The following is an 18,463-nucleotide window of genomic DNA, read 5'->3' as shown; positions in this document are numbered from 1 at the left end:
ACAAAATCTATACATTAAATGTACATTGTTACAATCCATTTTCTCTGATAATAATGCCACATTTTGTCATATTTGAATATGGATTAGTGAGATAAATTATGAGTAAACCAACTTTAGAAATGATTAATAGTCGTCCCGACGATGCAACGTTATTAGCGGATGAAGCAAAATACTGTTCATTTGGTGATACCGTGCATTATGTTGAACCACCAAAGATTTTTGATGGCTGTGAAGGTAGTTACATGTATGATAAAGAAGGTAAAGCCTTCCTTGATTTACAAATGTGGTACTCTGCTTGTAACTTTGGTTATGCTAATGAGCGTTTAAATAACGTACTTAAAAAGCAAATCGATACTTTACCACAATGCGCTAGCCAGTATTTACATCCAACTAAAATCGAATTAGCAAAAACAATTGCTCAAGGTATGGAACAGCGATTCGGTTACCAAGGACGAGTTCATTTTAATGTTGGTGGTTCACAATGTATTGAAGATTCATTAAAAGTCGTTCGTAATGCTACTGGTGGTAAATCCCTGATGTTTGCATTTCAAGGTGGTTACCATGGTCGTACTTTGGGTGCATCTTCAATTACTTCGAGCTACCGTTACCGTCGTCGTTATGGTCATTTTGGTGATCGTGCAATGTTTGTACCATTCCCATATCCGTTCCGTCGTCCAAAAGGAATGACAGCAGAAGAATATGGTGAACACTTAGTTGCTGAGTTTGCACGTTTATTTGAAACTGAATATCACGGTGTATGGGATCCAAAAGTCGGACAAGCAGAATATGCTGCATTTTATGCCGAACCATTACAAGCAACGGGTGGTTATATTGTTCCTCCTCGTAATTACTTTAAAGGTCTGAAAAAAGTTTTAGATCAATATGGTATTTTATTAGTTGTTGATGAAATTCAAATGGGCTTTTATCGTACTGGTAAATTATGGTCAATTGAACATTTTGATGTTAAACCTGATGTGGTGGTATTTGCGAAAGCATTAACTAATGGTTTAAATCCATTAGGTGGTTTATGGGCTCGTGAAGAGTTAATCAATCCAGAAGTATTCCCAGTTGGCTCAACCCACTCTACGTTTGCTTCAAATCCTTTAGGTACCGCAGTTGGCCTAGAAGTATTAAAAATGACTTCTGAAACAGATTACGAAAAAATGGTAATGGATAGCGGTGCATATTTCCTTGAAGGATTAAAAACACTTGAGAAGAAACATAAAGAAATAGGCGAAGTTGATGGCCTAGGTCTTGCACTTCGTGCTGAAATTTGTACCGAAGATGGATTTACAGCTAACAAAGCATTAGTTGATAAAATGGTAGATATTGGTATGTCAGGTGATCTTGATTGGAAAGGTAACAAAATGGGCTTAGTGCTTGATATTGGTGGTTATTACAAAAATGTTATCACTTTTGCTCCTTCATTACATATTACTCGTCAAGAGATTGATCAAGGTATTGAACTACTCGATCAATTAATTACTCGAGCTAAAAAAGAACTTTAAGTCTTAAATCAAAATAATCCCGCTAATATCAATTAGCGGGAATTTCAGATCATTTATAGAAAGTTATGCGATATATCAATCAATTAGAACCTAATGAATTAATCAACAATTTTCTTTCTCATCCTCCGCGAGAGTTTACTAGCTGGATGAGTGAAGACGGTATACCTGCTTTTTCCGCTAAGTTTGATTTGCTCATAACTGCTGATGATGATTTTAAACATAAAGTTCATAAATTGCCTTTTTATAAAAAATGGCGGCATTGGTTACAACCAAAAACATGCTTTGTGGGTACAACCGTTTCAGAATATAGTTTATTGACTAATAAAATCGATGCGCATCAATTAGCTGACAATGTTAAGGCAGCTTATACAAAAAAATATCCATTTGTTATTGTTAAAGATTTGCCATCCGATTCACCTCTGCTTAGTAAGCAGGATAATCAATATTCTAAACAGATTATTGGTTCCTTAAAAGAACGGGGGTTTATTGAAGTTGAAGGACAAGCTTTAGCTTGGGTTCCAATTGATTTTGAGTCGATCGATGATTTTTTTGCAAAACTATCATACAGTCGTCGTAAAAATTTAAGAAGAAAACTAAAGTCCCGTGAAAAATTGGAGATTAACATCTTACAAACTGGTGATGATTGTTTTTTTAATGAGGCGACTCTTGATCTATATTATCAACTTTATCTGAATGTATATGAGCAGAGTGAAGTGCATTTTGATTTATTAACTAAGCCATTTTTCACCCAATTACTGCAAAGCAAATCCTCAAATGGACGTATTTTTACTTATCATCATAATGGACAATTAATTGGTTATAACATCTGTTTTGTAGTGAACAATGTTTTAATCGATAAATACATAGGAATGGTTTATCCTCAAGCAAGAGAATTAAACCTCTATTTTGTTAGTTGGTTTGTTAATCTTGAATATGCATTACAACAAAAACTTAGTAATTATGTTGCAGGTTGGACTGATCCAGAAGTTAAAGCTTCTTTAGGTGCTAGTTTTACCTTAACTAAACACTTAGTTTATATACGAAATCCTTTATTAAGGGCTGTTTTGCGTAGATTAATTGGCCATTTCGAAACTGATAAGGAGAAAGTAGCATGACATCGCTAGTTATCCTTAACTTTGATCAAAGTGTAGGTGAAATTGATAATGCTAAAACGATTGATTTTACTCAGTGGCAAGATGTCATTCGCTTTGGTTGTAGTACAAAAAAATTCCAAAACTTTAAAAAGGTATTACAACAATCATTACCAGAAAGCTATGGTACGGTATTAATGGGTAGTGGTGATTACCACCATATTTCGTTATTACTTATTGAGCAGCTAGCTAAGCAATATACAGAAGAAAATCCCATTGAAGTAGTTATTTTCGACAACCATCCAGATAACATGCGTTATCTGTTTGGCATTCACTGTGGATCATGGGTTAGCTATGTGGCTAGTTTACCTTTTGTTAGCCATGTACATGTATTAGGAATTACATCACATGATATTGGCTTATGGCATTTTTGGGAAAATAGATGGTCACCATTGTTTCATAAAAAACTGACTTATTGGAGCATGGATGTTAATGTCTCCTGGGCTAAGAAAATTGGTTTAAGTCATGCTTTTCGCTATTTTGATTCGCCAGATGATCTTATTACTCAGTTTCTATCCGAACAATACCGTAATACTAAACCGATATATTTATCGATAGATAAAGATGCCTTAAGTGAAGAAGTTATTCATACCAATTGGGATCAAGGAAAATTACAAACCTATCATTTATTAGATACTATTACATCTATTAAGCCTCGGATTATCGGTAGTGATATCACGGGCGAATTATCAATATGGCAGCCTAAAAATTGGTTTAAGAGATTACTAAGTTCACTGGACAAACAGCCCGAAATATCATTAGAAAAGTTAAATGATTGGCAACAAGAACAACATCAACTTAATTTAACATTATTAAAAGCTTTAAAAACCTAGCATTCAAGAACTGATATAGTTTGCCAGGTTTTTAATCCTTATCTTGAAGTCATTTAGAAAGATGATGAGTATCTTTCTTCGCAAGTTTACTTTCTGCTAGTGCTAAAAACAAAATCCCTGAAACAATCAATATAGTTCCAATTAACTTAAATAAAGTGATAGGTTCATTAAATAACCAAACTGAAGCAATCATTACGGTAACAACTTCAAAATGTGAAGCTGCAAAAGCAGGTCCTACAGGCGCTTTTTTTAATAAAGTCATCCAAGTAAAGAAAGTAAAAATGTAGCCAGCTATTGATACATAGATCCAATGACCGGAAAATACCCTAACTATCCATTCAACGCTCATCGAAAGTGGCTGGGCATGTTCGGCAGCCAATTTAAAGCTACATTGTGCAATCGTATCAAACATTAATAATACGGTAAAACCAATTAAATAGAACTTAGCCATATTAAGATAACCCCACAAAGATCACACCAGCAGTAATTAAAGACATACCAATAACACGATATACCGTCAGTAATTCTTTAAATAGAATCCGACCTACTAACATGATAGTAATGATATTAAATGAGGCGAGCAATACACCTTGGGAAAGTGGAACTAAAGTTAAAAAAGCTAACCACAGTAAAAATTCGGCAATGTAAGATGATATTCCTATCCAAATCCAATGATTTTTGGCGAGATCTAACCAATAGTACCATCCATCTCTATTGGTAGGTGATATTGCAGCATATTTAAAAGCAACTTGTCCTAAGGTATCAAAACAAATATTACTAACCCAAAGAAAAATAACTAAGGATGACATTATGCTTAAGTTCCTTCTGCCAGATTATTAAAAAATGAAGCGCACTCTTTAATTACTTCACGGCGTTGGCTATCAATAGTAATTAAATGATAACTATCATTTAATACAACTAATCGTTTTGGACCAGAAACATGCTTCTCAACTAATTTTGCATTAGTTTCAATATTGGCAATATCGTCATTACCTGAATGCATAATTAAACAAGGTGACGTAACTTTTGGTAATTCTTGGCGAACATATTTTGCCAATAATTGCATTTCTGCTAATGCAGGAAATGGATTTCCAGCAAGCCCAGCGGATGCAGCATCGCCACTTAACATGCTTTCTGATACCACCGCTCGGATACGCTCATCTTTAAGACCATAAGGTGGTTTTTCAATAAAAGAGACTTTTTGAAAAATACCAAGTTTTTTAAAATATACCAATAAAAAGAAAAACTTTTTAGCCCAAAATGGCATACTCCAACCATCATAATAAAATGTAGGTGCTAGAACACCAACACCTTTAACTTGATTTGGACGATCTGCAGCAAGTTTCAACGCCAAAAGGGCGCCCATTGATAAACCTGCGACAAAAAGGTTGTCTACATGTTTAGCTAAATAATCAGCACCATCTTGAACGCTTTTATACCAATCTTGCCAAGTTGTTTTACATAGATCTGCTTCAGTACCACAGTGACCTGCCAATTGTATTGCATAAACAGTAAATCCTGCTTTATGTAAACCATTGGCTAAAATACGCATTTCATTTGGTGTGCCAGTTAAACCATGAATTAATAGCACTCCATTCTTATTTCCTGGTAAAAAATAAGATAAATCTTCAATTGTACTCATTATTGTTCCTTTATTTCACCATCATGACTGGAATTAGTGATTGCTCTGCTTGTTTTAAAGCCTCTGTTACATCAGCAAAATTAACAATAGCAGTGTGCTTAATGTTATTTTTTTCACAGTAATTGATCAGCTTATCTTTAGCAAAAACCAGATCGACATGATGTGAAACGCAAAAATCAGAAGTACCATCACCAACATACAATATTTGAGGAAAATGTTGCTGTTGTTTTACATGATTGCATTTGCAATTACCACTTTGTTTTATACAATCCTTATTAGCGTAAGGAAACTCAAGGCGCCAACTTCTGTGATTATCATGCAATAGTTTATTAGCATAAATAGGTAAATGTTCAATACCATGACGCTTTAATACAAATTGGATAGCATAATCTAAACCATCACTAACTACATGAACTGGTATATGTTTTTTTTCGGTATACTTAATGAATGATTTAAAGCTAGAATCAATTTCAATTTTTGCCAATGCTTGATTAAGCTCCTCTAAGCTTGCGTCCATTAAGGCAATCTGTTTACTCATACACTCTTGAGAACCAATTTTACCACTAACCCACAACTCTTCGAGCTCATCACAGCCATCTTGGCCGAACTGACTAAGTAAAGTATCAGTTACATCTTTAACACTAATTGTGCCATCAAAATCACACAAAATAATAGGGTTGTGATAGCGAGTGTAAGATGGTTGAAAAAGATGATTAGTAATTGATGAAAAAGTATTCATATTCCAAGTAAAAATTGCTAGTTATAGATATTGGCGACAATTTTCTCACAAAGTGGTAGCTAACTTTGTTGGCTCTTTGTATATATTTTGTAACGAGGCTCTATTTGCCTGTATAATGAAGCATCTCGAAGTCCACTTTACGGTAAAGAGAATCAGAAATGAGTGAACGCATATTAATTATCGAAGATGATGAAAGATTAGCCAATTTAATACAAGTCTACCTAATCCGTCAAGGATATAGGGTAGATTGGCATAATAGTGGTGAAGGAGCAGAAGAAAAAATACAACAAATCAACCCTGATTTGGTTATTTTAGATGTAATGTTACCTGAAAAAACTGGATTTGATATCTGTCGAGATATACGTTCATGGTTCAGTAACTATATTCTTATAATGACGGCTAGCGAAGATAATATTGATGAAATCGTGGGATTAGAGTTAGGCGCTGATGATTATTTAGCTAAACCGGTTGAACCACGATTATTACTAGCTCGGATTCGAGCATTGCTACGCCGAAAGCAAAATGAAACAGAAAAAGAAGGCCTAAAAGAGCAAATTGCTTTATTTAACAATAATACTTTAGCCTTTGAAAATTTAGTGATTGATGGTGAAAATCGTAAAGTGTTATTAGACGGGCATGAAATAGATTTAACGACTGCCGAATTTGACTTACTCTGGTTGTTAGCTAATAACGCAGGTAAGATTCTATCTAGAGACGATATATTTTCCCAAGTTAGAGGGATTGATTTTGACGGTAGCGATCGTTCAATTGATGCCCGAATTTCTCGGTTAAGACGTAAACTCCTTGATGATCCTGATAATCCTTCAAGAATTAAAACGGTTCGAGGAAAGGGGTATTTATTCATGCGCGAAGGGGAAAACCATTGAGACAGTTATTAGCTAAACCGCTATTTTTTAACCGCCGCATCGTCTTCTATCTAGTTATTTTACTTTCATTGCAATGTATTATCGCCTATGGCGCATTATTAGTGTTTGATTCACTACCTTCATCATTAACTGATATGCCAGATGATCATATCGTTTTTCGTGAATCACAAAGAGGAACAGTCAACTTAATTCGCAAACACATTGATGAAAATAAACAGCGTCCACTGCAAGCAGTAGTTGACGAGTTACAACCATATTTTGGTTATCCAATCAAAGTGTTACCTGCAAATACAGAATTATCTCATTCTGTAAAAAAAGAACTTGAAAAACTTGATTTTGCTTATGATGGTGATGACGAAGTTGTCTATATCAATCTCAATGATGGTCATTTATTACAATTGGGGCCGATTCTAATGCGAGATATATTAGAATCAAATACCATGTCGTTGAGCGTTTTCCTTATTATTTGGGCATTATTTAGTGCCATAATCTTTTTTATATTAATCTATTTCGCGTTTAGTGCTGTATGGAAAGATCTGGTCAACATACGTCAAACCGCAGAACAACTTGGACAGGGCAATTTGAAGGCTCGAACGGAAAATGTGAAAGGTTGGCTATTCAAACCATTAGCCAATGTTTTAAATAATATGGGGACTCACATTGAGCATCTTGTCAGCACTAACCAAACAATTTCACATGCGATGGCACATGAACTACGAACCCCTCTTGCACGAATGCGATTTGAGTTAAGTATGCTTGAAGAATCTACAGACGAAGTAGAAAGATCTGATTTACAAAAAGGAATGAGTGATGATATAGATGAACTTGAAACCCTCATTAATGCTAGTTTGAATTATTTTAAAATGCAGCAAAGTAATATTGAATTAAACTTTACTACTGTATCGTTAAAACAATGGGGTGAAAAAGTTTGTCAGTCATTAGCACTATTTAAACCTAAGGGCTTTGAGCTCATTTGCCATAGCCAAGATGCTAAAGCTAAAATTGATATCAATTTGGCAGAAACTATTGTCAAAAATCTGCTACTTAATGCGTTTAAATATGCAGCCCATAAAGCAGTATTAAATATAACCAAACAAGATAACCGAGTTATTTTGGAAATTGATGATGATGGTGCAGGCATTCCTTTCGATTCTCGAGAAAAAATTTTTATGCCTTTTGCTCGCCTTGACACCAGTCGTACACGATCAACTGGTGGCTATGGGTTAGGCTTAGCTTATGTAAAATTAATGGCAGAATTTCATGACGGTAAAGCATTCGTGGTTACTAGCCCACTAGGTGGTGCAAGATTTGTCGTTTCGATAAAATCAGGAGAGGAATAACTGAAGTTAAAATTAAAATAATTGTTAAAATTATTTAGGAGTGTTATCCGTTTGAGGGTAATTATTTTTTTCAGGTAACTGAAATCTCTTGTTTTAACGTTTCGAAAAGACAAAAAATTTGCTATATTCGTCGGTCGAAGTGATAAAAGTGATAAATCTCATTTCTAAATTGGTTATGAGTAAACATATATAATCAGAGGTTTTTTATGAGCGGTGATTTACCGACAGAGAACGAAACTCGTCCAAATAACTTTATTCGTCAAATTATTGATGCTGATCTTGCTGCGGGAAAATATAAAACAACGCATACTCGTTTTCCGCCAGAACCTAATGGCTATTTACATATTGGCCATGCAAAATCTATCTGTTTAAACTTCGGTATTGCCCAAGATTATCACGGTAAATGTAATTTACGGTTTGATGATACCAATCCAGCCAAAGAAGATATTGAATATGTTGAATCAATTAAAGAAGATGTCCGCTGGTTAGGATTCGAATGGGATGGTGAGATTTGCTATTCATCTGACTATTTTGACCGTTTATATGAATATGCCATAGAGCTTATCAATAAAGGATTAGCTTATGTAGATGAACTATCTCCTGAAGAAATTCGAGAGTATCGAGGCTCCTTAACACAACCAGGTAAAAATAGCCCTTATCGTGATCGAAGCATAGAGGAAAATTTAGCATTATTTATCCAAATGAAAGAGGGTAAATTTGCTGAAGGTAAAGCTTGCTTAAGAGCGAAAATCGACATGGCTTCACCTTTTATTGTTATGCGTGATCCAGTTTTATACCGTATTAAATTTGCCGAGCATCACCAAACTGGTAATAAATGGTGTATCTATCCGATGTATGATTTTACTCACTGTATTTCGGATGCTATTGAAAATATAACCCATTCACTTTGTACGCTTGAGTTCCAAGATAACCGTCGTTTATATGACTGGGTTTTAGATAATATTACTATTCAAGCTCGTCCTCATCAGTATGAGTTTTCTAGATTAAATCTAGAATATGCTATTACCTCAAAACGTAAATTAACACAATTGGTTGCCGAAGAAATTGTTGATGGTTGGAATGATCCTCGTATGCCAACCGTTTCAGGTTTACGCCGTCGAGGTTATACACCAGCTTCAATTCGTGAATTTTGTCGTCGAATCGGGGTAACTAAACAAGAAAATACCGTTGAAATGAGTACACTTGAATTTTGTATTCGAGAAGATCTCAACGAAAATGCACCACGAGCAATGGCGGTACTTGATCCGGTTAAAGTGGTAATTGAAAACTTTTCAGAAACACTTGATGAAGTCTTAAGTATGCCAAATCATCCTAACAGGCCAGAACTCGGTCATCGCGAAGTAACATTTACACGCGAGATTTATATTGATCGAGCTGATTTCAGAGAAGAAGCTAATAAAAATTATAAGCGTTTAGTATTAGGTAAAGAAGTCCGTCTACGTAATGCTTATGTGATACGCGCTGATCGTGTTGAAAAGGACGCAGAAGGTAATATTCAAACTATTTATTGTAGTTACGATCCGGCAACATTAAATAAAAATCCTGAAGATGGACGTAAAGTTAAAGGCGTTATTCATTGGGTATCAGCCAAGTATGGTAAACCTGCTGAAATTCGTCTTTATGATCGCTTATTTAGTATCCCAAATCCTGGTAGCGCTGAGGATTTCTTATCAACTATCAATCCAAATTCTTTAATTATTAAACAAGGATTTGTTGAGCCTAGTTTGAAAAAAGCCAAAGCCGAACAAGCTTATCAATTTGAACGTGAAGGTTATTTCTGTCTTGATAGTAAGTATGCGACAGAAGATAAATTAGTCTTTAATCGAACCGTAGGCTTAAGAGATAGTTGGAACGAAGCTTAATCATAGAGAAGCTTAGTTATAGAATAAAAAACGCCAACTTTAGTTGGCGTTTTTTATTGTCATCGCTGTTGAGATATTATTCTACCTTTTTACTTCTTTTAGCAATCTTATAGCTATAAGCATTAAAAATAATTCTTCTAGTATTAATTCTCCAAAATTAACCCTATAGATGAAAGAGATGATTTGTAAGAAATCAGTTTTTTATATGTTAATCAAAGTGCTACATTAGTGTAAAAATGAGTAAATAAGCTTTCAAAAACCCCGCTCCTCAACTTTTTTTATTAAATCATATAATGATTTTTAAGATAGCCTCTTTAGCTACTTTCTTTTATAATGTTGTTCTATTTTTTTCCTTTTTTTGCTTAAAAAGAGTACTTAGCATGAAAATTTTAGCTGGTTCTTCTGCTCTATCGACATTTCGTATTAATAAAATTCTATCCTCATGTCGTGAACAATCTATCCCCATTGTCAATATCGAAGCTCAATATATTCACTTTATCGATCTGATTGATGAGCTGAATTCCGAACAGAGTTTAACCTTGGATAAGCTGTTACAATATGGTCCTAAAAGTGCGCAGATAAAGATAGAAAATCCAGCAAATAAAATACTCTTTTTAGTTACCCCACGCGAAGGCACTATCTCACCATGGTCATCTAAAGCCACCGATATAGCACATAATTGTGGACTATCACAAATCCATCGAATAGAGCGTGGAATTGCTTATTATGTACAAGTTAGTTCATCCTTAACGGCAATACAACAAAATACTTTTCTTTCATTAATTCATGACCGAATGATGGAAACGGTATTAAGTAGCTTTGAGCAAGCTCAGCAATTATTTAAGACTGAACAGCCCAAACCAGTAACCATTGTTGATTTATTAGGAAAGGGGCGCAATGCTTTAGAAGAGGCTAATGTAAAATTAGGTTTAGCTTTAGCGCCGGATGAAATTGACTATTTAGTTGAAAGTTTCCAAAAATTAAACCGTAATCCTACAGATATTGAACTCTATATGTTCGGTCAAGCGAATTCTGAACATTGTCGCCATAAGATATTTAATGCTGACTGGGTGATTGATGGTATAAAACAACCAAAATCATTGTTTAAAATGATAAAAAACACCTTTGAAAATACGCCAGATTATGTGTCATCCGCTTATAAAGATAATGCTGCGGTAATGGATGGCTCAAAAGTGGGGCGTTTTTTTACTGATTATGAAAATCGAACTTACGATTTTCATCAGGAATATGCAGATATTCTCATGAAGGTTGAAACGCATAATCATCCAACTGCGATATCTCCTTGGCCAGGAGCAGCAACTGGTAGTGGTGGTGAGATTCGGGATGAAGGTGCGACTGGAAAAGGCGCCAAACCCAAAGCAGGTTTAGTTGGTTTTTCCGTTTCAAATTTACGAATTCCTAATTTTGAGCAGCCGTGGGAACAAGATTTTGGTAAACCAGAACGAATAGTGAGCGCCTTCGATATTATGATGGATGGACCTTTAGGTGGCGCTGCATTTAATAATGAATTCGGTCGTCCAGCATTGTTAGGTTATTTTCGTACTTATGAAGAAAAAGTAAACAGCTTTAATGGCGAAGAGGTCAGAGGTTATCATAAACCAATTATGTTAGCTGGTGGTATGGGAAATATCCGTCGAGAACATATCCAGAAAGGTGAATTTCCTATTGGTTCCAAACTAATTGTTTTAGGCGGACCAGCTATGAATATTGGTTTAGGTGGTGGTGCTGCGTCCTCAATGACTTCTGGGCAATCGGATGCGGATCTCGATTTTGCTTCGGTTCAACGTGATAATCCTGAAATGGAACGTCGTTGCCAAGAGGTCATCGACCGTTGCTGGCAGCTTGGTGATAGAAATCCTATTTTATTTATCCATGATGTGGGTGCGGGAGGCTTGTCTAATGCTATGCCTGAACTGGTTAGTGATGGTGGCTGTGGTGGTCAATTTGAATTGCGCAAAATATTAAGTGATGAGCCGGGGATGTCGCCGTTAGAAATTTGGTGTAATGAATCACAAGAGCGTTATGTACTGGCTATTCATCCGGAAAGCCTTGAGTTATTTGATGAACTTTGTAAACGTGAACGCGCACCCTATGCGGTTATCGGGGAAGCTACAATAAATAAAGCAGTAGTTTTACATGATGAGCATTTTAATAATAATCCGATAGATTTACCTTTAGATGTTTTACTTGGTAAAACCCCTAAAATGTTACGTGATGTAAAGTCAAGCCAAGCCGAAGGTGACCATTTTTCTACATCTGATATCAATTTATATGATGCAGTGAAACGGGTACTGCATTTACCAGTTGTGGCCGAAAAAACCTTTTTAATTACGATTGGTGACCGTTCGGTAACCGGAATGGTCGCTCGTGATCAAATGGTTGGACCTTGGCAAGTGCCTGTTGCCGATTGTGCAGTGACAACAGCAAGTTTAGATAGTTATTATGGTGAAGCTATGTCAATGGGGGAACGTGCCCCTGTTGCTTTGCTTAACTATGCTGCATCAGCACGATTAGCTGTTGGTGAAGCAATTACTAATATTGCGGCGACAAACATTGGCGACATTAAGCGAATTAAGCTTTCGGCTAACTGGATGGCAGCCGCAGGTCATCCAGGTGAGGATGCAGGTCTTTATCAAGCGGTTAAAGCTATTGGTGAAGAACTATGCCCAACGTTGGGTCTGGCTATTCCGGTTGGTAAAGATTCCATGTCAATGAAAACAACATGGCAACAAAATGGTGAACAAAAAACGGTAACTTCACCTTTATCATTAGTAATTTCAGCATTTGCTCGAGTTGAAGATGTCCGTAAAACGGTTACGCCACAACTTTGCACCAATCAGGATAATCTATTGTTGTTTGTTGATCTCTCTAAAGGTCACCATGCATTAGGTGCAACGGCATTGGCGCAGGTTTATCGCCATCTTGGACAAAGAACTGCTGATGTTCATGACGCTAAAGAATTAGCTGATTTTTATCAAGCGATACAAACGCTAGTCGCTCAAAACAATCTATTGGCTTATCATGATCGCTCAGATGGTGGGTTATTGGTTACTTTGGCTGAAATGGCATTTGCAGGGCATTGCGGTATTGATGTTGATATTCATTCTCTCGGTAGTGATGTGATTGCCTCGTTATTTAATGAGGAGCTAGGGGCAGTTATTCAAATTCGTGGTAGTGATTTAGACGAAGTCATGACATGCTTTAAGCATTTTGGACTGTCCCATGCGATTTATAAATTAGGTTCAGCTAAGGCCGGACAGCAATTTATTGTGCGTAATAACAGTGCTGTGGTATATAGCGAATCTCGATTAACCATGAGAACTTGGTGGGCAGAAACCACTTGGCAAATGCAGCGTTTGCGAGATAATCCAGCATGTGCTGATCAGGAGCATCAAGCCAAACAAAATGATGACGATCCGGGATTAAATGTTCACCTTACTTTTGATTCAGAACAAGATATTGCTGCACCTTATATAGCCAAAGGTGTGAAGCCTAAAGTTGCAATTTTACGCGAACAGGGAGTCAACTCGCATGTTGAAATGGCTGCTGCATTTGCTCGAGCTGGATTTGAATCAATTGATGTCCATATGACGGATTTATTATCTGGGCAAGTGACATTGAATCAATTTAATACCATCGTTGCTTGTGGTGGTTTCTCTTACGGAGATGTATTAGGTGCAGGCGAAGGATGGGCTAAGTCTATTTTATTTAATGAACAAGTTCGCCATGAGTTTGAGCAATTCTTCCATCGTAATGATACTTTGTCATTAGGTGTATGTAATGGCTGCCAAATGATGTCAAATCTCAAAGATCTAATACCAGGTGCTGAGTTATGGCCTCGTTTTGTACGAAACGTATCGGAACGCTTTGAGGCACGCTTTAGTTTGGTCAAAATCCAATCAAGTCCTTCATTACTCTTTACTGATATGGCTGGTTCGCATATGCCTATTGCGGTTTCTCATGGTGAAGGTCAAGTTGAAACTAGAGATTTAGATCATTTAACTCGTTTAGAGGCTTCAGGTTTAGTGGCAGTCAGGTATATTGACCATTTTGGAAAAGCGACAGAGCAGTACCCAGCAAATCCGAATGGATCACCAAATGGTATTACAGCTGTAACGTCAAGTGATGGTCGATCAACTATAATGATGCCACATCCAGAGCGAGTTTTTAGGACTGTAACCAATTCATGGCATCCTGATAATTGGGGCGAAGATAGTCCTTGGATGCGAATTTTCCGCAATGCACGCAAGCAACTTGGATAAAAAAATCGCCGACTTTTGTCGGCGATTTAGTTTCATGAAAATAATATAAACTTTAATCGGTTACTTTTGCCTATTATTTAGAGGCTCTGCTAAGTCATTGTTCATTTTTCGCAATAATTGCTCAGTTGTTTCAAAATTGATGCAAGCATCAGTAACTGATACACCATACTTAAAGTTTTCTTTTGGTTGTTCAGATGATTGATTTCCTTCAAATAAATTACTTTCGATCATGACACCAATAATTGAATTGTTGCCTTGCTTAATTTGCTCAATAATTGAGTCAACAACAATTGGTTGATTACGGTAATCTTTATTTGAGTTGGCGTGACTACAATCTATCATTAAATTAGGCACTAATTTAGCCTTGTTCATTTGAACTTCACATAATGCAACATTTTCGGCATCAAAGTTAGGTGTTTTTCCTCCTCTTAGGATCACATGACCATGTGGATTACCTAAAGTTTGTAATACCGTAACTTGCCCTTGTTGATTAATACCTACAAATCGATGTGCCATTGAGGCTGATTTCATTGCATTAATCGCCACATCTAAACTACCATCTGTACCATTTTTAAAGCCAACTGGCATGGATAATCCTGACGCCATTTCTCGGTGAGTTTGTGATTCAGTGGTTCTTGCACCAATAGCTGACCAGCTAATTAAATCACCGATGTATTGAGGTGTATTTGGATCTAATGCTTCAGTTGCAATTGGTAACCCGATTTTAGTGATATCAAGAAGTAATTTACGTGCTTTTTTTAAACCATGCTCAATATCGAAGGAACTATCCATATGTGGGTCATTGATCATGCCTTTCCAACCAACAGTGGTTCTTGGTTTTTCAAAATAAACACGCATAACGATAAATAAGTTATCTTTAACTTCATCAGATAGTTTTTTTAGTTTATGTGCATATTCAATTGCGGCTTCAGTATCGTGAATAGAACAAGGACCACAAACAATAAGTAATCGATGGTCACGACGTTCTAAAATATTAACGATAGTTTGACGAGATGAAGCAATTTGATTTTCTAATTCTGATGATAATGGATAAAGATTCTTAATTTCTTCTGGTGTAATTAACATGTGCTCATCTCTAATTCGAACGTTATTTAGTGTGTCTTTTAACATTTTATTTTCCTTGTTAAAATCATGCATATTTTTTATATGTAAAATATTGATTACATAAACACTTAATATGTAAACACAAAATTACGAAATAGTAAATTAAAATTTTACTTATTGTTAGATAAAATACAATATTAACCCGTAAATATTTGTTTACATTTTAAGGGTTTAATTCAAATGAGTGGAAACAAATGTGTACGAATACTTGGATTAATTACAAGTACTCGTATATCAATGAGGATAAATAAGATTTAGATAGAAGATATTGCTTTTAATATTAATTGTTTATCAATAACATCAATGACTTCAACAGAACCTATTTTAGTCGGTAAAACTAATCTAATTTGCCCAGATTGAACTTTCTTATCGCGTAACATGTGAGGAATATAAGATTCATTTGGCATCTGTGTAGGTCTTTTTACTGGCAATTTAGCCTTAATTAATAACTTTTTAATCCGATCAAAATCTTCATCAGTAAATTTGCCAAGTAACTTAGCTGTTTGAGCTGCCATTAGCATTCCAACACTAACTGCTTCACCATGTAACCAATTCCCATAGCCAAGTTCAGCTTCAATTGCATGACCGTAGGTGTGGCCAAGATTTAATATAGCGCGCATATCTTGTTCTGTTTCATCAGCAGCGACAACCTGAGCTTTCAATTCACAACAACGATAAATACAGTAACTTAATGCATCGACATCTAAATTAAGTAAATCATCTATATGTAGTTCTAGCCAATTAAAAAACTCACAATCCATTATAATGCCATATTTAATCACTTCAGCTAGACCTGCTGAAAGTTCTCTTTGTGGTAAAGTTTTTAAACAATTAATATCAATTACGACTGATTGCGGCTGATAAAATGCACCAATCATATTTTTACCTAGAGGGTGATTAATTGCAGTTTTACCACCAACGGAAGAATCGACTTGAGATAATAAAGTAGTAGGAACCTGTATAAATTTTATGCCACGTTGATATGCGGAAGCTGCAAAACCTGCCACATCTCCAATAACGCCACCACCAAGTGCAATAAGTATGCTACTGCGAGTATGATTGTTGGCAAGTAAAGCGGTCAAGATTTTATTCCAAGTTTCCATAGTTTTGTATTGCTCGCCATCAGGAACAATAATGAAATCAGTTTTGACCCCATGATCTTCAAGCATTTTAATTAATTGCTGTAAATAAATTGGAGCAATAGTGTCATTTGTAGCAATGAGGACTCTCTGGCCACTATGTAGTTTGAAATATTCAAATTGACTAAGTAAGTTTTCACCAATAGTGATAGGATAACTGCGATTATCTAACGCAACATTTAGGATCTTTTGCATAATTATTTCCAGATAAGTTCATGCCAATTTAATCTTTAATGTTAACGATAAAAAAGTGGCAGCGCAACTTAGAATCATTTAAACTTATTGGCAATTTTTTTCTGTAATGTTGAATTTATATGACTTTATCTTTCGTGTTAGCACAAAAAAATTGGCGTATAGGTGATATTGAAGGTAATACTCAGCAAATCATTGAATTGATAAAAAACTATTCCTCTAATGATCTAATTATTTTATCTGAGCTTGCAATTTGTGGTTATCCTCCAGAAGATTTAATTTATCGCGATGATTTTAAAATTCGTTGTCAACAAGCTTTATTGACTATCAAGCAAGCTAGTCAACAATGTAGTGTTATTGTTGGTCATCCTCATTGGCAAGATGGAGTGGTTTATAATGCGTTATCATTGTTTTCTGAAGGACAACAAATAGCGTGTTACCATAAACAGCAGTTACCTAATTACGATGTATTTGATGAAAAACGTTATTTTAGTGCTGGTGAGCAGACTTGTGTTATCGATTTTAAAGGTAAAAAAATTGGTTTATTGATCTGTGAAGATCTTTGGCAATGTGAGCCGATTGATCGAATTGGCGCTCAGGGTGCGGATCTGGTTATTTCTATTAATGCTTCACCTTATGCTTATGAAAAACAGAAAAATCGCGAAGAACTTATAAAACACCATGCTTTAAGAACCGGCTTACCGATTATTTATGTGAATCAAATTGGTGGTCAAGATGAGCTTATTTTTGATGGTGGCTCATTTGTATGTGATGATAAAGGCCATATCGTTCATCAGCTCAACTTTTTTGAAGAACAAATTTCTATTTTTCATCTTGGACATAATTATAAACCAGTTGTTGATACTAAAAGTGATCCATTAGCAAATGTTTACGATGCATTAGTTTTAGCGACTCGCGATTATATTACTAAAAATGGTTTTCAAGGTGCAGTATTAGGATTATCTGGTGGAATTGATTCCGCTTTAACATTGGCAATTGCAGTTGATGCTTTGGGTAAAGATAAAGTACAAGCGGTTATGATGCCGTTCAGATATACGGCAGATATTAGTATTGCTGATGCAAAAGAAGAAGCTGAAATATTGGGTGTTGAATTTGATATTATTTCAATTGAACCGATGTTTGATGCTTTTATGTCTTCTTTAACGCCGATGTTTATGGGTACACAAAAAGATACAACTGAAGAAAATCTACAAGCACGTTGCCGCGGTGTGATTTTAATGGCGCTTTCAAACAAACGTCGTAGATTAGTTTTAACGACAGGCAATAAAAGTGAAATGTCGGTTGGTTATGCAACACTTTACGGTGATATGGCTGGTGGTTTTGATGTACTTAAAGATGTACCTAAAACCATGGTATTTGCGTTATCTAAATATCGAAATAGTAGATCGCCTGTTATTCCTGAACGAGTCATTACACGCCCACCTTCAGCTGAACTTGCACCAGATCAAAAAGATGAAGATAGTTTGCCTCCATATGATATTTTAGATGGGATATTAAAAGGCTATGTTGAACACGATTTTTCCGTTGAACAACTGGTTGCGCAAGGTTATGATGAAACAACTGTAAGGCGAGTGATTAAATTAGTTGATATTAACGAATATAAAAGACGTCAATCAGCAGTAGGTCCTAAAATTACAACTCGTAATTTTGGTAAAGGTAGACGATATCCAATTACTTCTGCTTTTGGATTTAAGAATTGGTAATCTCGAATTAAGGGCAA

General features: G+C 35.7%; 14 protein-coding genes. 8 read left to right on the top strand and 6 right to left on the bottom strand.

Going from position 1 to position 18,463, the window contains the following annotated elements:
• The first annotated feature begins 98 nt into the window (after positions 1 to 98).
• From A9G07_RS09285 to A9G07_RS09275, 3 genes are all read left to right on the top strand, one after another.
• Positions 99 to 1,508: an aspartate aminotransferase family protein gene (locus A9G07_RS09285; RefSeq protein ID WP_110422514.1), complete on the top strand. Its 1,410-nt coding sequence runs from the start codon at positions 99 to 101 to the stop codon at positions 1,506 to 1,508.
• A 65-nt stretch (positions 1,509 to 1,573) separates the two neighbouring features.
• The gene (locus A9G07_RS09280) at positions 1,574 to 2,623 is read left to right on the top strand and encodes a GNAT family N-acetyltransferase (RefSeq protein ID WP_065734932.1); all 1,050 of its coding nucleotides are present in this window, start codon (positions 1,574 to 1,576) and stop codon (positions 2,621 to 2,623) included.
• Positions 2,620 to 3,492, top strand: coding sequence for an arginase family protein (locus A9G07_RS09275; RefSeq protein WP_065734931.1), 873 nt, complete (start codon positions 2,620 to 2,622; stop codon positions 3,490 to 3,492). The genes A9G07_RS09280 and A9G07_RS09275 overlap by 4 nt, the downstream gene beginning before the upstream one ends.
• A gap of 49 nt (positions 3,493 to 3,541) precedes the next feature.
• Here the strand turns inward: A9G07_RS09275 and A9G07_RS09270 are convergent, their stop codons facing one another.
• Genes A9G07_RS09270 through A9G07_RS09255 form a run of 4 tightly spaced genes read right to left on the bottom strand, consistent with a single transcriptional unit; the run spans position 3,542 to position 5,873 of the window.
• The gene (locus tag A9G07_RS09270) at positions 3,542 to 3,943 is read right to left on the bottom strand and encodes a DMT family transporter (protein WP_065734930.1); all 402 of its coding nucleotides are present in this window, start codon (positions 3,941 to 3,943) and stop codon (positions 3,542 to 3,544) included.
• Position 3,944: 1 nt separating this feature from the next.
• Complete coding sequence (locus tag A9G07_RS09265; protein WP_065562879.1) at positions 3,945 to 4,301, bottom strand: EamA family transporter; 357 nt, start codon at positions 4,299 to 4,301, stop codon at positions 3,945 to 3,947.
• 5 nt (positions 4,302 to 4,306) lie between these two features.
• Positions 4,307 to 5,134 carry an alpha/beta hydrolase gene (locus A9G07_RS09260; protein WP_065734929.1) on the bottom strand — a complete coding sequence of 276 codons (828 nt, stop codon included), beginning with the start codon at positions 5,132 to 5,134 and terminating at the stop codon, positions 4,307 to 4,309.
• A 10-nt stretch (positions 5,135 to 5,144) separates the two neighbouring features.
• Complete coding sequence (locus tag A9G07_RS09255) at positions 5,145 to 5,873, bottom strand: MtnX-like HAD-IB family phosphatase (protein WP_065562877.1); 729 nt, start codon at positions 5,871 to 5,873, stop codon at positions 5,145 to 5,147.
• A 158-nt stretch (positions 5,874 to 6,031) separates the two neighbouring features.
• Here A9G07_RS09255 and A9G07_RS09250 point away from each other — a divergent pair, with 158 nt between their 5' ends.
• The 4 genes from A9G07_RS09250 (at position 6,032) to purL (ending at position 14,266) form a co-directional block, all read left to right on the top strand.
• The gene (locus tag A9G07_RS09250; protein WP_065734928.1) at positions 6,032 to 6,760 is read left to right on the top strand and encodes a winged helix-turn-helix domain-containing protein; all 729 of its coding nucleotides are present in this window, start codon (positions 6,032 to 6,034) and stop codon (positions 6,758 to 6,760) included.
• On the top strand, positions 6,757 to 8,100 hold the full coding sequence (locus A9G07_RS09245) for an ATP-binding protein (protein WP_065562875.1): 1,344 nt from the start codon (positions 6,757 to 6,759) through the stop codon (positions 8,098 to 8,100). Before A9G07_RS09250 ends, A9G07_RS09245 begins: the two co-directional genes overlap by 4 nt.
• A 206-nt stretch (positions 8,101 to 8,306) precedes the next feature.
• Complete coding sequence (gene glnS, locus A9G07_RS09240) at positions 8,307 to 9,983, top strand: glutamine--tRNA ligase (protein ID WP_065734927.1); 1,677 nt, start codon at positions 8,307 to 8,309, stop codon at positions 9,981 to 9,983.
• 380 nt (positions 9,984 to 10,363) lie between these two features.
• Positions 10,364 to 14,266 (top strand): phosphoribosylformylglycinamidine synthase, encoded by a 3,903-nt coding sequence (gene purL / locus A9G07_RS09235; protein WP_065734926.1) that lies wholly within the window; start codon positions 10,364 to 10,366, stop codon positions 14,264 to 14,266.
• A gap of 60 nt (positions 14,267 to 14,326) precedes the next feature.
• Here the strand turns inward: purL and A9G07_RS09230 are convergent, their stop codons facing one another.
• Entirely contained in the window at positions 14,327 to 15,397 is a 1,071-nt protein-coding gene (locus tag A9G07_RS09230; RefSeq protein WP_065562872.1) for a 3-deoxy-7-phosphoheptulonate synthase, read from the bottom strand.
• Positions 15,398 to 15,645: 248 nt separating this feature from the next.
• Positions 15,646 to 16,725: a 3-dehydroquinate synthase gene (gene aroB, locus A9G07_RS09225; protein ID WP_065734925.1), complete on the bottom strand. Its 1,080-nt coding sequence runs from the start codon at positions 16,723 to 16,725 to the stop codon at positions 15,646 to 15,648.
• A gap of 113 nt (positions 16,726 to 16,838) precedes the next feature.
• On the opposite strand from aroB, the gene A9G07_RS09220 reads away from it, so the two are divergent.
• Positions 16,839 to 18,446 carry an NAD+ synthase gene (locus A9G07_RS09220; RefSeq protein ID WP_141677505.1) on the top strand — a complete coding sequence of 536 codons (1,608 nt, stop codon included), beginning with the start codon at positions 16,839 to 16,841 and terminating at the stop codon, positions 18,444 to 18,446.
• The last annotated feature ends 17 nt before the right edge of the window (positions 18,447 to 18,463 follow it).

Source organism: Gilliamella sp. wkB72 (genome assembly GCF_001693745.1).
In the GTDB taxonomy this organism is placed as follows: Bacteria; Pseudomonadota; Gammaproteobacteria; order Enterobacterales; family Orbaceae; genus Gilliamella; species Gilliamella apicola_E.
The sequence above is the reverse complement of the archived record's forward strand: the minus strand, read 5'-3'. Positions and strand labels throughout refer to the sequence as shown.

Excerpts from the sequence above, each read along its gene's own strand:
- A9G07_RS09285 (WP_110422514.1), top strand. The coding sequence starts at position 99 with ATGAGTAAACCAACTTTAGAAATGATTAATAGTCGTCCCGACGATGCA.
- A9G07_RS09280 (WP_065734932.1), top strand. The coding sequence starts at position 1,574 with ATGCGATATATCAATCAATTAGAACCTAATGAATTAATCAACAATTTT.
- A9G07_RS09275 (WP_065734931.1), top strand. The coding sequence starts at position 2,620 with ATGACATCGCTAGTTATCCTTAACTTTGATCAAAGTGTAGGTGAAATT.
- A9G07_RS09270 (WP_065734930.1), bottom strand. The coding sequence starts at position 3,943 with ATGGCTAAGTTCTATTTAATTGGTTTTACCGTATTATTAATGTTTGAT.
- A9G07_RS09265 (WP_065562879.1), bottom strand. The coding sequence starts at position 4,301 with ATGTCATCCTTAGTTATTTTTCTTTGGGTTAGTAATATTTGTTTTGAT.
- A9G07_RS09260 (WP_065734929.1), bottom strand. The coding sequence starts at position 5,134 with ATGAGTACAATTGAAGATTTATCTTATTTTTTACCAGGAAATAAGAAT.
- A9G07_RS09255 (WP_065562877.1), bottom strand. The coding sequence starts at position 5,873 with ATGAATACTTTTTCATCAATTACTAATCATCTTTTTCAACCATCTTAC.
- A9G07_RS09250 (WP_065734928.1), top strand. The coding sequence starts at position 6,032 with ATGAGTGAACGCATATTAATTATCGAAGATGATGAAAGATTAGCCAAT.
- glnS (WP_065734927.1), top strand. The coding sequence starts at position 8,307 with ATGAGCGGTGATTTACCGACAGAGAACGAAACTCGTCCAAATAACTTT.
- purL (WP_065734926.1), top strand. The coding sequence starts at position 10,364 with ATGAAAATTTTAGCTGGTTCTTCTGCTCTATCGACATTTCGTATTAAT.
- A9G07_RS09230 (WP_065562872.1), bottom strand. The coding sequence starts at position 15,397 with ATGTTAAAAGACACACTAAATAACGTTCGAATTAGAGATGAGCACATG.
- aroB (WP_065734925.1), bottom strand. The coding sequence starts at position 16,725 with ATGCAAAAGATCCTAAATGTTGCGTTAGATAATCGCAGTTATCCTATC.